This window comes from Vibrio sp. 10N.222.55.C6 (assembly GCF_041473395.1).
Lineage (GTDB): Bacteria > Pseudomonadota > Gammaproteobacteria > Enterobacterales > Vibrionaceae > Vibrio > Vibrio crassostreae_C.
Genome location: NZ_JBFRSD010000005.1, coordinates 209,334 through 222,893, shown reverse-complemented (window position 1 = coordinate 222,893; position 13,560 = coordinate 209,334). Strand labels below are relative to the sequence as shown.

The following is a 13,560-nucleotide window of genomic DNA, read 5'->3' as shown; positions in this document are numbered from 1 at the left end:
AACTCAACACCCGGGTACGGACAGAGAACATTGAACTGGTTATGATACGACCAACATAAGGATGTGATTGGAGAGAAAAATGAAAGTCGTCGGAGATACGGTTATCCAACCTTTTCACAAGGCAACCTGCCATTGCGGTGCGGTTGAACTAGAGTTCAGCTTACCTAACGGGATAGAAAAACCACGTCGCTGCGATTGCTCTATCTGTCGTCGAAAAGGCGCGATTGTTGGTTCTGTTGCGTTGGATGGTATCAAGATCCTCAAAGGTGCGGAGCATCTCAAGCTTTATCAATTCAATACCAACACCGCAAAGCATTATTTCTGCTCAAACTGCGGCATCTATACCCATCATCAACGCCGTTCTAGCCCAAATGAATACGGTTTTAACATCGGCTGTTTGGAAGGGGTAAATCCTTTTGATATTGGTGATGTGGTGACCAACGATGGTGTCAATCATCCAGCTGATCGTTAATTTATTGAGCATAAAAAAGGAAGGAATTATGTCTGAATACGGAGCGATCATTCGCTGGAAAAAAGCAGAAGATGAAGTCTTTAGCGACAATCAATACAGTCGAGGTCATACGTGGGAGTTCGATGGTGGTGTCACTGTGCCTGCTTCGTCCTCTCCACATGTTGTGCCACTGCCGTTTTCGGTGGAAGCGAATGTTGATCCAGAAGAAGCGTTTATCGCGGCACTTTCTAGCTGCCATATGCTGACGTTTTTGGGCATTGCCGCAAAGCAGAAGTACGTGATCGACTCCTATGTCGATGATGCGATTGGTGTGCTGGAAGAAGATGAATCTGGCCGCTCATCGGTCACTAAGGTGACTCTGCGCCCTAAAATTGTGTTTTTAGGTACCAAAAAGCCCACCGCCAAGCAGCTCGACAAACTGCACCACTTGGCGCACAAAAACTGCTTTATCGCGAACTCGGTAAAAACGGACATTGTGGTAGAAACTAAAGCGTAAACCACACACGTTAACATCCAAAAACCGCGAGGTTGCTTAGTGCATCACTGGCGGTTTTTTTGTGTCTGTGTAATCCTACGTACGGTTTTAATTGAGTGACAGTTAGAAAGTTTTGAGAGATAGGTAGAGAGCTCTTGAATGGTAGGAATAGATTGATTAGCAGAGAGTTATGTTTAGCGTCCCATTGAATAGTTTTGTACATCGTGTGAGTGATAAAAGCCAAGTGATGGTGAATGCTGCGGAATGTGGATGTCAGTTGAAACGAGTTCGTCGTTCGCGTAATTGGCTGTTGGTCGCTCAAGAGTATCAACTCGTTGAATTTAAAACGATGTTAACCCATGAAAAAGACGGTTGGATAGCAATTGCAATCGACAAAGTGCTGCCTAAACCCGTGGTGTGTTTGGCATCTCTGTTGGCCGCTACACCTTCAATGACTGTGGCTCAGCTGGTGATGGAATCTGGATGTTCAATGGCCGAAGCAAGACGTGCTATTGATGAACATGAAGGTCTGTAGGCGTATTCAAATCGTGTGAAAAGAGAATTGCGAGCAGCAAAAAGCCCGTAACGATATTGCGCTGGAAAACGTCATATCGTTACGGGCTTTATCATCTGTGCTGCTGTTAAGCTAAGCCATGCGGCTTATGAAGCATTGAATCGATTAAGAGTTCGCTACTTTTACACGAATCGTGTTTTTGCCAAGCTTTGACAAGTTCAGCTTGTTTAGTGCCGCTTTAGCTTCTTCTTGCTCTGGCATTTCAACAAAAGCGAAGCCTTTTGAGTCGCCAGTTTCTTGGTCTAAAACTAGGCTGCACTCTTTTACTGAGCCAAACTCAGAAAATAGCACACGGATGTCTTGCTCAGAGGTAGAGCGCGATAGGTTACGAACTAGAAGTTTCATAATAAACCTTGAATATGAATTTACGCCGAGCATTGTCGCACACTTTCATGCTCACCCTCACAAATAATTGTCTCGCGGCTCTATTTCCTTGTAGCTCTATCTAAGCACTAGCCGCGGTTTATCGTGATGTCTGATACGAAGCCATGCTCTGTGCTGGTCAACGCCTGTTGTAGCATCTGAGCGGCTTCTTGCGCGGTCATAAAGCTCGAGGTATCCATGTCTTTACCGCTTGTATTCCAAAACTCGGTCGCCATTCCTCCAGGGTAAACCGCCACGATTTTCATCGGGTGACCTTTTAGTTCCAACCTCACCGATTCGATAAAGCCTTTCACGGCCCATTTTGCCGCGCAGTAGGTGGACTCTTCCGCTTTAGCACCTTGGGCCGCCGTCGACATCACCACAGCGATGGTGACCGATTGATCTTTGTAGCGCTGTACAAGCTCGCGAATCAAAAAGATCGAAGACTCAATATTGTTCTTCAGCATGTCGCTGATGATGGTTGGATCTTGCTGTTCTATTTTACCGAAGTAGCCACTGCCAGCACTGTGGATCACCAGTTTAGGCATTTCAGGTAACGCATCCAATAACTCACTCACTGAGTGCGGGTCACAGAGATCACACGCTTGGCTAATGGTATTCGCAGGTAGGCCCTGCGCTACTTCTGCTAAACGTTGTGCGTTGCGACCTGTAATGGCTACACGCTGAGCGTCTGTTGCAGTGTTAGCGTATTGTATCGCGAGCGCTGCGCCTAAACCGCTGCTTGATCCGGTAATTAAAATCATACTGTCTTAAGTTTGTAGAGTTGATTCGAGATAGTAAGGGGCTAGGCTAAGATTTTCTGAGATCTATGGCTAAAGTTGATCGATAGCCTGGTTGATAGGTTGATAGGTTGATAGGTTAATAGCTTGGGTGATCGGTCGAGCGGTAAGGCTGAGCTAAGAAAGTGGGGGAAAGCCGTTAAGAATCGACGGGTTTAGCAAGAAATAACAGCGTTAAAAAACAACGAACTAACAAGTAAAAGCGCCGGCATAGAGCCAGCGCTTTTGAGTAATCATAAGTGATTATTCGTCGTCGAACTGTTTGATCGTGAACGCGTCTTCGATTCGGTTAAGCTCTTCTTGTTCTTTCACTCGCTTCTCTTCTTGCAGAGTCGCTCTCGTTTCGTTGAAACGTTTTTTCTCTGACTTAGTCAGGAATTTTACAGCTTTTTTGTTGGTCAGTGCGTAAGCAACTACGTCTTCACCTTTTTCTCTGCGGTCGTTTACGCGTTGTGAGAAACGTTCATTGTCGCGAGCTTTACGCTCCGCTGAGGTCAACTTGCTCATGCTTTAAAGCCTTTTCAATTATTCATGGTAGGGAATCTACGCTTAGCGAAACAAATGGGGACTGCTTAGTGTCAGTCTAGTCCATTTGTATGCTGGTGGCGCATCTTAGCACAATGGCTTGAGCATGCATGTATGCTATTCGAGGGATCAAACAAAACAGCCCACAATTTTCGTTGTGGGCTGTTTTGTTACGTACTGTAGATGTAGTCATCGTTTTAAAACTAAGAATCAGAAACGGCAGTTACATCAAATCTTCTCGATGTATAAGATGACCTCTCCGACTTTAAAGCCAAACTTAGACATCTCAGTCTTGTTGAACAAGCGTTTATCGTCCATTAAGAACATCCAATCATCGAGCACCACTTCATAGGTGCTGCCGTCTACTTCAATCTCTAAGTCATATTTCCAATACAGCGCAGAACCTTGGGTTTCACCATAAGCGGTTCCAACGACATCGTTGGCAGTCCCAGAATAGGTGTTTTCGCCCGTTTTGATCAGATTCCAAACGCGAGTTGAGCGCTCGCCATCAGCAAAAGAGAACCACTCTTTTATTTCTCCGTTGTCACCGTCCCAAGTCGCGATCAGTTTGGCATCAAAGCGGCGCAGTAAGTTACCAGAGCGGTCTAGCACCATGCCGTAGGCCATTAGCTCGCCATTAAAAAAGGTTTCAAGCTTGAGCTCTGGCGTTGTGTCGACATGGTCTTCTAAACTTGCAGAGCCACAGCCCACTAGCCAAGTGAGTGAAAAAAATGCCAGAGCAAATTTTATTATTGTTGTTTTTGGATTCATTTGTTCAAACCTAAAAGTTGTTTACGAAGACCGGGTTCAGAGGTGTTTTCAGACAACCAAATCGCTAGAAAGGCTTCACCAAATTGCTTGTCTTGGATGGTGCCGATCGGTTGTTCATCGAAATAAAAACGACTTACGTTATCTTCAGCGACACGAATCGTGAGTGTGCTTCCTTCTTCCACGTTCGGCCACATCGCGTACAAGGGTTTCAACCAACGTTGAATGTTGCTGTCAGAGTAGCCAAGCTTGTTCCACTGATCTTCGGTAGCGTCTACGAGGTCTTTGCTATCGATAGAGCGGTAATACTCAAGCTTCAAAGCTCGTTCGGAGTTGGTTGGAGTCGCGTAGAATTCTGCCGAGTAGAGAGTCCAAAACAGGTAACTCATTTCACCCTCACCACGTTTGTTCAGATCATCGACAGCAGAGGCTCTAGCGTGTCCGGCAAATAACAGCGCAGCAAAGATTAACGGGAGAGTAATAAAGCTTAGAAGTGTGTTTTTTGCTTGCTGATGAGCGCGAACAATACCTCGCTCAGGTTTGAACGTTTGTGTCGGGTTGCGTGGATAAGCCATAAGTCACCTCGTTATTGCCATTTTAGGTTGTATTAAGTTGGAGTAGGCGGCCACCAGTAAGGGCAACAAAATCCCCCAACTTATTGCAAGGGCAGCAACTACCGATGCATCTGGCCAAGTAGTAAGAAGAGCACCTGCTTTGATGCCTCCCCAATAACTACTAGTACCTGCTACGAACCCTATGACAAACAAGATCACTTTCGAGCATTTTAAAAGCCAATTTAGGCTGTGGTTAAAACTGATTAAGAACATGATCCACAGGCAGACAAGCCACACCGGGAACCACGATTGATTCGCAATTTCAGAGTCGACGGCAAACACGCCGAAGTGGAGTAAGAGGCTATCAAGCAATAGCCCCAATGGTAATAAAATGAGTATCTTCAAATCGCTACTGCGAGTCGGTGATAGAAGGAAGTGAACCACTACAATCAGTGGTGTGACGAACGGGGCTTGCGCGGTAAAGAAAGCACTGCAAACCCAGGTCGCTTGAAACAGTACGAGATTAATAATCCAAAACCGCTTCATCTTTTGCTCCAAAGTAACGAGGTTTTCTTGCGACTACATGGTGAGTGCTGATCACGCGCTCTTTGAATGCGCCTTCACAGTAGCAGAAGTAGAAGGTCCATAAGCGTTTAAACTCTTCTGAATAGCCGAGAGACTCTAGCTCTTCCCAACTATTTTCAAAGGCGATGTTCCAATCATTCAGCGTTCGAGCGTAGTGCAGGCCAATGTCATCAATTTCTTGAACCACAAGGTCGGTGCTGGTCGCAAGGTGTTGGGTCATCACTGAAACAGAAGGTAGGCAACCGCCGGGGAAGATGTACTTCTGAATAAAGTCGACACCTTTGCGGTATTTGTCGTAACGGCTGTCAGCAATAGTAATTGCTTGAATCAGCATCTTGCCTGAGGGCTTAAGTAGCGAGGAACATTTTTCAAAGAAGGTTTGTAGATACTCATGTCCGACCGCCTCTATCATCTCGATCGAAACCAACTTGTCATACTCACCAGTGAGATTGCGATAATCCTCTTTGAGCAGGGTGATTTTGTCGGTTAAACCAAGCGCTTTTACTCTCTGTTCAGCAAGTGCATGTTGGGCATCTGAGATCGTGGTAGTGGTGACGTGGCAACCGTAGTGTTGCGCCATGAAGATGGCTAAGCCGCCCCACCCTGTGCCTATCTCGACCACGCTATCTTTCTCAGACAGTTCTAGTCGCTCACAGATGGTTTTCATTTTGTTTTGTTGAGCCTTCGACAAGGTTTCTGCGTCTTCGCTGTAGATTGCGGAAGAGTACTGCATCGAGCTATCTAAGAAGCGCTCATACAGCTCGTTGCCAATATCGTAGTGGGCGAGAATATTTCGCTTAGAGCCTTGCTCGGTGTTGGCATTCTTACGACGCAGCAATAGGTTTTTGATGCGAGAAATCCATTGTGTCTTGTCATCAAGCTCATCCAATTGGGCTTGGTTACGAGCCATGATTTGAATCACATGCGTTAGATTTGGGCTGGTCCATTTACCATCGATATAGGCTTCAGATGCCCCAATGCTGCCATTGATGACCACATCTCTAAAAAAGGTCGCATCATGAATCACGATTCGACCTTTCAATTCAGCTTCTCGATCACCAAATACTGAATGCTGGTCGCGCTCAATGATTTCAAGCGTTGCGAATTGCAGGCTTTCTAACACCTTGAAGATTAAAGCTCGATATTTACAGTTGCTTGAAACAGCAACGGCTTTAGCTTGTTGTTCAATATTGTTGTTTTGTTTGGCAAGCTGTTCCATGTAAACCTCGCTGATAACTCATTCTAATATTTTGTGCCAACTAAGCTGAGTTCAGCTCCTTGATTGGAGCGAACCCAAGCTAGAAATGATTTCTGTTTTAAGCGCTTAAGATGTTGAGTCTGGATGCGCCACAAACGGTACTTTTTTCAGGAATAATTTGAGAGCCTGATAATAAATTCCCATCACGACTTTTATCGTCATCGCCGGAATCTTGAATACCGTTCGTCTAATGTTTGTCTTGGTTACTGACTGCTTCGTCAGGGCTAGTGTCGCATCGAAAAGCTTGTCGTCTCGGCGGCTTTCGATGTGAACTAACGTGCGTTTCGCTGGTGGCTTAATCTTCCAAAAATAAGTCATGTTCAAATCCATGAACGGCGAAACGTGAAACTCTTTTTTTACCTTCAATTCTTGGTGCATGTCGATGAGATAGTAGTGTCTTTCTCGCCAAGGCGTGTTACTCACCTCAGCCAACATGTACTTACAATCTCCAGTCTCGTCATAACAGAAGAAACAGTTGATTGGGCTGAAGTAGATGCCTAAACAGCGGCACTGAGCCAGCATCGTCACACGGTTTGAATCAGACCAAACCCCACCAAGTTGTTGCACTTTGGAAGCTATACGTTGCTTAAGTGATTTTGGTTCATCCGTGGTGACATTTTCTTTTTTTTCAGCGAGATAATCCGATTCGACAAAGCGAATCGGGTTGTACCAACGAGTTCCGAACAGCGCACTGCGCGCTGTGGTTTGGGGCAGCTCATCAAGATCTAACCCCATCATATACAGCTGATAGCTGAACTCATGAGTGATGTCGCCAAAGCGGCGATGTCTGACGTTACCCCAATAGATACCGCTGAGCTCTTCACTCTTTTCGGATGCGATCCCCATCTCGGGTGTCAGGGTTTGACTGTTCATAGCGCGGAACTCGTACTCAAATCTAAACCGAAGCGTTTGGTCACATCGAGTGCACTGTGGACACCGTCTTCATGGAAGCCGTTATACCAATAAGCGCCAGCAAAGTGCGTCTGGTTTTTGCCACAGATTTGCTCACGCTTGTGCTGAGCTTCGACCGTGTTCGAATTAAGTACCGGGTGATGATAAACAAAGCTGCGAATAATTTTTTCTGGGTCGATGGCTTCGCTTTGATTCAAGGTGACACAGAAGGTGTCTTGGCTTTCGATGCCTTGCAGAATGTTCATGTTGTACGTGACACAGGCAGGTCGTTTACTGTCGCCATCCAACATGTAGTTCCAGCTTGCCCAAGCCAGTTTTCTGTCTGGTAACAAGCGAGTATCGGTGTGCAGAACCACTTCATTGCGGCTGTATGGGATCTCGCCCAATACCTGTTGCTCTTGTTCTGTTGCATCACCAAGCAAGCGTAAGGCTTGGTCTGAGTGGCAAGCAAAGATTACTTCGTCGAAACCTTGTGCGCTGCCATCTTCAAATTCAATCGTGACGCCTGTTTCTTGGCGAGTCACTTGTTTAATCGATGTATTCAGTGCAACAGTCTTACTTAGGCGTGAAAGGATGATTTCAACATAAGAACGCGATCCCTTTGGTATCACATACCACTGAGGACGGTTCGCGATATCGAGCAATCCATGGTTGTAGAAAAACTGAATGAAGAACTTGAGCTCAAACTCTTCCATTTCTTCCAAGCTTGTCGACCAAATCGCCGCGCCCATCGGTAAGATGTAGTGCTGGCTGAAAAAGTCGGAAAATTGATTATCTCGTAGGAAACTGCCAAGGGTAACGTCTGGTGTGAATTCATTGCTTTCAAACTGAGCCTTACACAGCTTGTTGAACTTGAGAATGTCAGACACTAAAGACCAGAACTGAGGTTTGAAGATGTTGCTCCTCTGCGCGAATAACGAATTAATGCTGTGGCCGTTGTATTCAAACTTGGTCGTCGTGTTGTGGACGCTGAAGCTCATCTCAGTCGGTTGCCTTTCGACATCGAGTTGTTCTAGAAGCTGATTGAAATTCGGGTAGGTTCGATCGTTGAATACGATAAAACCTGTATCTATCGAAAACGCCGAGCCTTGATGTTCAATATCAACGGTCGCGGTGTGCCCCCCAACGTAATCATTCTTTTCGAATACTGTTACGTCGTGGTGCTTATCTAATATATGCGCGCAAGTGAGTCCAGAGATACCTGAACCAATAATGGCGATTTTCTTCATTGTTATACCATCCTTGAAGCGAGTTTTTGCCAAACTGGAGTTGGGAGCATTCTTAGTAGCTTCATCAACATGATGAATCGTCTTGGGAAATCGATTTCACTCTTTCCTTGAGCGATACCATTTACGATTCGCTGAGTTGCGGCCTCACTACTAATAATCATAGGCATAGAGAACGTATTTCGCTCGGTTAATGGCGTTTCAACAAAGCCAGGGTGCACAATTGAGACATGAATGTTGTGCGTTGCCAGATCAACCGAAAGTGTTCTGCCTAAGTAGGTGAGGGCTGCCTTTGAAGCGCCATAAGCCTCGGCTCTTGGCAAAGGTAAAAAGCTGGCGCTGGAGCTGACTAAAACCAAACGGCCGCCGGGCTTGATGTTTTTTAACCAAGCTTTAAGGGCGTAGCCAATTGAAATTAGGTTTATGTTGATGACGCGCTCAAAAAGCTCGGCATCAAAATTCACTGGGTCGTCGATGTACTCACAATCACCCGCATTTAAAATCAGCAGATCGAGCGGCTTGTCTTGGTCGAGTTCTGGGAAGTTGTGGTAATCAGTCAAGTCGAAACAGAGCGGTGAAATTGATGAATGCGCGACGTCTGTCTCGTGCGAGTCAACTAAGGCTTGCAGCTTGTCTGAGTTGCGGCCACAAGCAATCACCTGATGCCCTTGCTGAGCGTAATCTTTAGCTAGGGATTGGCCGATACCTGAGGTCGCGCCTGTAATCATAATACGCATTATCGGCTCGCCCTCTTTTTGATGGATTTGATCGCGCAGCCCAGTACTGGAATGTGTTCGTACAACATAGAGCCGACGTCGAGGTAGTCTCTGTGGTAGACCACTTGACCGTCGAGCATCTTAAGGTGGCTGTGCCCTTGTACTTCGATTGGCTTTTGCCCATTTAATTGCTTGTGAGCAAACTGCATCGTCCAGTAAACGGAAGCTTCGTCGTTCGCTTCGAAAGTGTGTTCGATATGAAAGTAACAGCTGGTTACTTGGGTGTAGAGGTTCTCGAAGTAGTGCGTAAGCGCCGAAATACCGCTGACATGATGCAGCGGATCTTGGAATTCAATATCAGGGTGATAAACCGTCTTAAGCACGTCGAAATTGTCGGTTCCGAGTTCTCGATACATGTTGAGAAAGTTATCAAGCCATAGAGAGTTATCCATAATATTCACTCTAATTATTTGAAGAAGGCTAAGGCTCTCAATCGTGCTTCTTTATGCTCAACGATGGGTTGCCAGTATTCGCTGTCTATTCCGTTTTTAGCGATAAAGTCATGTGGGAAATGTACATGCTTATCTGGGATATTTTGCAGCTCTGGTATGTACTTACGAATAAAAATTCCTTTTGGATCAAACTTTTCACTCTGAGTGATTGGATTGAAAATTCGGAAGTAAGGTTGAGCATCACAGCCAGTACTTGAAGCCCACTGCCAGCCACCATTGTTGGCACTAAAGTCTCCGTCGATAAGGTGCGACATAAAGAAACGCTCGCCCCAACGCCAGTCAATAAGCAGGTGCTTGGTTAGGAAGCTTGCCACCACCATTCTTAGTCTGTTGTGCATCCAGCCCGTTTCAACCAGTTGACGCATTGCGGCATCAACCAATGGATATCCTGTTTTTCCTTCGCACCAAGCTTTGAAGCTAGGATGATCGTGATACCAATCTAAACCATTGTATTTTTGCTGAAAGTTAGCACCTTTGACCAGTTTAGGGTGGTGGAACATCAAATGCTTATAAAAATCTCGCCAAATCAATTCATTGAGCCAACAAAAGGCCGGTAATTGCGTATCAAATAACAGATCGGGTTGCTGCTGAATCAATTGAATCGCTAACCAACGTGGGCTCACGGCGCCAATCGCTAAATAAGGTGATAGCCCCGATGTTCCTTTAACTGAGGGAATATCTCTCAGACGTGCGTAGTCGTTGACTTTATTGCCTAAGAAATTGGGGATCACATTGCCCAATACATCTTGGCTTAATGGCCAGCGACTCGAATCAACACGCGGAAAATCGAAATCATAGTCAGCAGAGATGGTTAAGGCTTGTAAGTCGTCAGGAAGCTGTGTTTGTGAACGTTCAGCTGACTCGACAGGAGCTGGACTGCAGATGATGCCTTTCACCTGAACTTCTTTTAACCAAGCGTTCTTAAAGGGCGTAAAGACTTTGAACATCTCGCCTTGTTTGTTGAGAACGCTACCGAGTGGCAGCATAACGTCACAATCGCTGATCTTCAGGTTTAGGCCGCTTGAAATCAGCTTTTTATCGCGAGCTTGTTCATCGACCTCTGGTTCAGAGTTAGCGTAGACGCACTTGGCATCAAGCTGCTGGCACAAATCGATGAGCTGTTTGGATTGGTCGTCAAAGTCGCTAGCTTTCAGGTGAAGCAACGTTATCCCGAATTCAGCGAGCTGGGAATCGAGTTGTTTTAGATGACGATAGATGAAATCAGCTTTGATCGGCGCAAGGTGGTGTTGCCGCCACGTTTGAGGCGTTGAAATGAAAACGGCGGTCGTTACGCCGTTTTCAACTGCCGCGACGAGCGCTGGGTTATCGTGAATCCGCAGGTCTCGTCGTATCCATAGTATGTCGCTCAATATCCGTATCTCAGTTTAAGTTCTTGAGGGTGCGGGTTTAGGTAAACCTGTGATTCTAGGTATTCGTTCGGGTATTCCATCAGGTAGTGATTGATCAGTGTCAGTGGCACTAGCAGTGGAACAACGCCCTCTCTGAATGATGCGATCTGGTTGGTCAGCTCTTGCTTGTGAGCGCTACTCAGTTGTTTTTTAAAGTAACCCTGCAAATGATGCAGCGTATTGGCGTGACTGCCTCGATTCGCGTGATGAGACAACGCCGTCATCAAGCCTTCGATGTATTGAGCCGCTAGTTCGTCGATATCTAAATCATTACCCGCTAGCAGTTTGCCTAAGCTTTTGTAACCCTCAACGTGGTGACACATGACTAGATATTTGTGGGCGCTGTGGAACTGAATCAGTTTGTGCTTGGTCACACCTTCATCCACAAGATCGAGCCATTTTTGGTAAGTGAACACTCGAGTCATGAAGTTTTCACGCAAAATGGGATCGTTAAGGCGGCCGTTTTCTTCAACGGGAAGTAACGGGTTGCCGTCCATAATTTGTTGGGTGAACATGCCTATGCCTGTCGATTCAGAGCCGCGACCATGGTGGTGGTACACCTTCACGCGCTCCATGCCGCAGGTTGGGCTTTTTTGACACACAATAAAGCCAGCAATGTGTTGGTTTTTCTTTGAGTAGTTTTGACCGAACTCGATCAGTTCGTTGGTCACATCACCTGAGCCATCAGGGCGAGAAACATGGATGATGTCATCTAGCATTCTTGTTTGACGAATGGTTGGACGAGGGGTTGGAAGACCAACAGCCATCTCTGGGCAAACAGGTTCCAATTCCACGTAGTCTGCTAGGTCGTCTGTACAAAAACGAGAGCGTTTATGACCTGTGTCGAAACGTACTTTATGTCCAGCAACACATGCACTGATACCGATTTTGATTTTCTTTTCCATTGGCCAACTCCTTTGCTCTTGCTCTGAGCTTTTTCTTATAGTTCAACATTGCTAATCGTATTTACAGAGCTGGGTGTGTTTTTACTTTGACACCGTAGTTGTTTTTATTCAGATGTATTGACGATATACAGGATAGCTTTATGCCATCCTGTATATTTATAGCCTGCAACTGGGTTAATAGATATATTTTCCAAGTGGATTGAATAGTTGGCTCACACCTTTTGTGAAGTAAAGCGCATCACTTGAAACGGTTAAACAGACACAACCTTCTTTTGTTGCCGGTTGATGAGTGTGATTGCCATCCAACCAGATGAAGTCACCTTTGTTGTAAACGCCCATTTCGTCTTCGAAACTGCCCTCTAGAAGAAGCGTGATCTCGAAGCCTTTGTGGGTGTGGCAAGGCACTTGTCCATCTTTGTCGATGTGCAACAAGCTGGTGTGGTGTGCTTCGTCAGCAAAATCGAGTCTTGCTCGTGAAATTTTGCCTAGGTTCATCCAGTCCTTTCTCGCTACTGAGTTTAGAGCGCGAGGGATTGTGAATGTCGTGTCAGCAACAGTTACTTTCTGAACCTCTGGAGTCACTTCAACAGACTGAGAAGTATCAGCTGTGATTTGCTCTATCGCGTCAAAATCAAAGTCCATGTCGTCCATTGAGAAGCTGTCTAGATCTTCATTTGAGAATACTGGCTCTGCGTCAAAAGCATTATTCGCTGCTACAGCTGTAAGCTGCTTGACTTGTTGTTGGCAGTGTTCACACAGCTCTACATGGCTAGAAACAATCAAAGAAACTGAATCAGCCAACGTGCCATCGACGAAGTCTTTCAAGATTGCCGCGTTTGGGTGATGTTTAATCATGGTCTTGTTCCCCCATGTGAACTTTTAATTTGGCTAAAGCGAGTCTCAGACGTGATTTCACTGTTCCAAGTGGGACGCCAAGTTGCTGAGCGAGTTGCTCTTGAGAGAGCTCTTGAAAGTAAACGCCTTTGACGATGGTTTTCTGAGCGAGAGGCAACTTTTCTATTTGAGTCATTACGTGTCGGCTCATCAAATGGTCACCGAATGGCAAATCTTCGCTTTGAGACTCGGCTACCATCGCATCGATTGGCCAGATATCGTCGGCTATCGTTTGTTCGGCTTTCGCTTTCACTTTGCGCAACATGTCGAATGCTGCATTACGCATTACCGTGTAGACCCAAGTGGTCGCAGCGCCTTTATCTACATTGTAGAGATGTGCTTTCTTCCAAACATTAGTCATCGTGTCTTGAACTAGCTCGTTTGCAGCAGCTTCGCCACCCAACTTACTGATACCAAAACGCTTGATCTTAGGAGCGAAGAACTTGAACAAACAGGTGAACGCCTGCTTGTCTCGGTCTGTACCAACCAACACCAGCCAGCTCGAGAGCTCTGTCGGTACTTTGTTGTCTGTAGGTACTTTGTTATCGGGAATAATGACATGCTCCTTGCCGTTCCCTGAACTTCTGCTTTCCACTTGCATAGTAACTAACC

General features: G+C 45.9%; 18 protein-coding genes. 3 read left to right on the top strand and 15 right to left on the bottom strand.

Annotation, left to right across the window (positions count from 1 at the left end; genetic code table 11):
• Nucleotides 1–79: 79 nt before the first annotated feature.
• The 3 genes from AB4486_RS06775 to AB4486_RS06765 all read left to right on the top strand — a co-directional run bounded on the left by AB4486_RS06775 (nt 80) and on the right by AB4486_RS06765 (nt 1,482).
• Nucleotides 80–472, top strand: a complete 393-nt coding sequence (locus AB4486_RS06775; RefSeq protein WP_102320400.1) for a GFA family protein — start codon at nt 80–82, stop codon at nt 470–472.
• A gap of 28 nt (nt 473–500) precedes the next feature.
• Nucleotides 501–968: an OsmC family protein gene (locus AB4486_RS06770; RefSeq protein WP_017065091.1), complete on the top strand. Its 468-nt coding sequence runs from the start codon at nt 501–503 to the stop codon at nt 966–968.
• A gap of 169 nt (nt 969–1,137) precedes the next feature.
• Nucleotides 1,138–1,482 (top strand): ribosome recycling factor family protein, encoded by a 345-nt coding sequence (locus AB4486_RS06765; RefSeq protein WP_017061272.1) that lies wholly within the window; start codon nt 1,138–1,140, stop codon nt 1,480–1,482.
• Between the two features lie 144 nt (nt 1,483–1,626).
• On the opposite strand, the gene AB4486_RS06760 is transcribed toward AB4486_RS06765, so the two are convergent.
• The 15 genes from AB4486_RS06760 to AB4486_RS06690 form a co-directional block, all read right to left on the bottom strand.
• The gene (locus AB4486_RS06760; RefSeq protein WP_017061273.1) at nt 1,627–1,866 is read right to left on the bottom strand and encodes an RNA-binding protein; all 240 of its coding nucleotides are present in this window, start codon (nt 1,864–1,866) and stop codon (nt 1,627–1,629) included.
• 107 nt (nt 1,867–1,973) lie between these two features.
• Entirely contained in the window at nt 1,974–2,648 is a 675-nt protein-coding gene (locus AB4486_RS06755) for an SDR family NAD(P)-dependent oxidoreductase (RefSeq protein WP_372116781.1), read from the bottom strand.
• Nucleotides 2,649–2,927: 279 nt separating this feature from the next.
• Nucleotides 2,928–3,191 (bottom strand): hypothetical protein, encoded by a 264-nt coding sequence (locus AB4486_RS06750; protein WP_017061275.1) that lies wholly within the window; start codon nt 3,189–3,191, stop codon nt 2,928–2,930.
• Nucleotides 3,192–3,437: 246 nt separating this feature from the next.
• Nucleotides 3,438–3,980: a DUF3833 domain-containing protein gene (locus AB4486_RS06745; RefSeq protein ID WP_017061276.1), complete on the bottom strand. Its 543-nt coding sequence runs from the start codon at nt 3,978–3,980 to the stop codon at nt 3,438–3,440.
• Entirely contained in the window at nt 3,977–4,552 is a 576-nt protein-coding gene (locus AB4486_RS06740; RefSeq protein WP_017061277.1) for a chalcone isomerase family protein, read from the bottom strand. Before AB4486_RS06740 ends, AB4486_RS06745 begins: the two co-directional genes overlap by 4 nt.
• A gap of 3 nt (nt 4,553–4,555) precedes the next feature.
• Nucleotides 4,556–5,077, bottom strand: coding sequence for a DUF2878 domain-containing protein (locus AB4486_RS06735; RefSeq protein WP_017061278.1), 522 nt, complete (start codon nt 5,075–5,077; stop codon nt 4,556–4,558).
• Nucleotides 5,055–6,335: a class I SAM-dependent methyltransferase gene (locus AB4486_RS06730; protein WP_372116779.1), complete on the bottom strand. Its 1,281-nt coding sequence runs from the start codon at nt 6,333–6,335 to the stop codon at nt 5,055–5,057. Before AB4486_RS06730 ends, AB4486_RS06735 begins: the two co-directional genes overlap by 23 nt.
• Nucleotides 6,336–6,440: 105 nt before the next feature.
• Nucleotides 6,441–7,247 (bottom strand): DUF1365 domain-containing protein, encoded by an 807-nt coding sequence (locus tag AB4486_RS06725; RefSeq protein ID WP_017061280.1) that lies wholly within the window; start codon nt 7,245–7,247, stop codon nt 6,441–6,443.
• Complete coding sequence (locus tag AB4486_RS06720; RefSeq protein WP_102428126.1) at nt 7,244–8,515, bottom strand: NAD(P)/FAD-dependent oxidoreductase; 1,272 nt, start codon at nt 8,513–8,515, stop codon at nt 7,244–7,246. The genes AB4486_RS06725 and AB4486_RS06720 overlap by 4 nt, the downstream gene beginning before the upstream one ends.
• A 2-nt stretch (nt 8,516–8,517) precedes the next feature.
• Nucleotides 8,518–9,249, bottom strand: coding sequence for an SDR family NAD(P)-dependent oxidoreductase (locus AB4486_RS06715; protein WP_017061282.1), 732 nt, complete (start codon nt 9,247–9,249; stop codon nt 8,518–8,520).
• The gene (locus tag AB4486_RS06710) at nt 9,249–9,680 is read right to left on the bottom strand and encodes a nuclear transport factor 2 family protein (RefSeq protein WP_017061283.1); all 432 of its coding nucleotides are present in this window, start codon (nt 9,678–9,680) and stop codon (nt 9,249–9,251) included. The genes AB4486_RS06715 and AB4486_RS06710 overlap by 1 nt, the downstream gene beginning before the upstream one ends.
• Before the next feature lie 14 nt (nt 9,681–9,694).
• Entirely contained in the window at nt 9,695–11,110 is a 1,416-nt protein-coding gene (gene phrB, locus AB4486_RS06705; protein ID WP_065583940.1) for a deoxyribodipyrimidine photo-lyase, read from the bottom strand.
• The gene (locus tag AB4486_RS06700) at nt 11,107–12,054 is read right to left on the bottom strand and encodes a DUF523 and DUF1722 domain-containing protein (protein WP_017060965.1); all 948 of its coding nucleotides are present in this window, start codon (nt 12,052–12,054) and stop codon (nt 11,107–11,109) included. The genes phrB and AB4486_RS06700 overlap by 4 nt, the downstream gene beginning before the upstream one ends.
• A 174-nt stretch (nt 12,055–12,228) precedes the next feature.
• A complete protein-coding gene (locus AB4486_RS06695) occupies nt 12,229–12,909 on the bottom strand; it encodes a ChrR family anti-sigma-E factor (RefSeq protein WP_017060966.1) in 681 nt (226 codons plus the stop codon).
• Entirely contained in the window at nt 12,902–13,549 is a 648-nt protein-coding gene (locus tag AB4486_RS06690) for a sigma-70 family RNA polymerase sigma factor (protein WP_017060967.1), read from the bottom strand. Before AB4486_RS06690 ends, AB4486_RS06695 begins: the two co-directional genes overlap by 8 nt.
• Nucleotides 13,550–13,560: the final 11 nt, after the last annotated feature.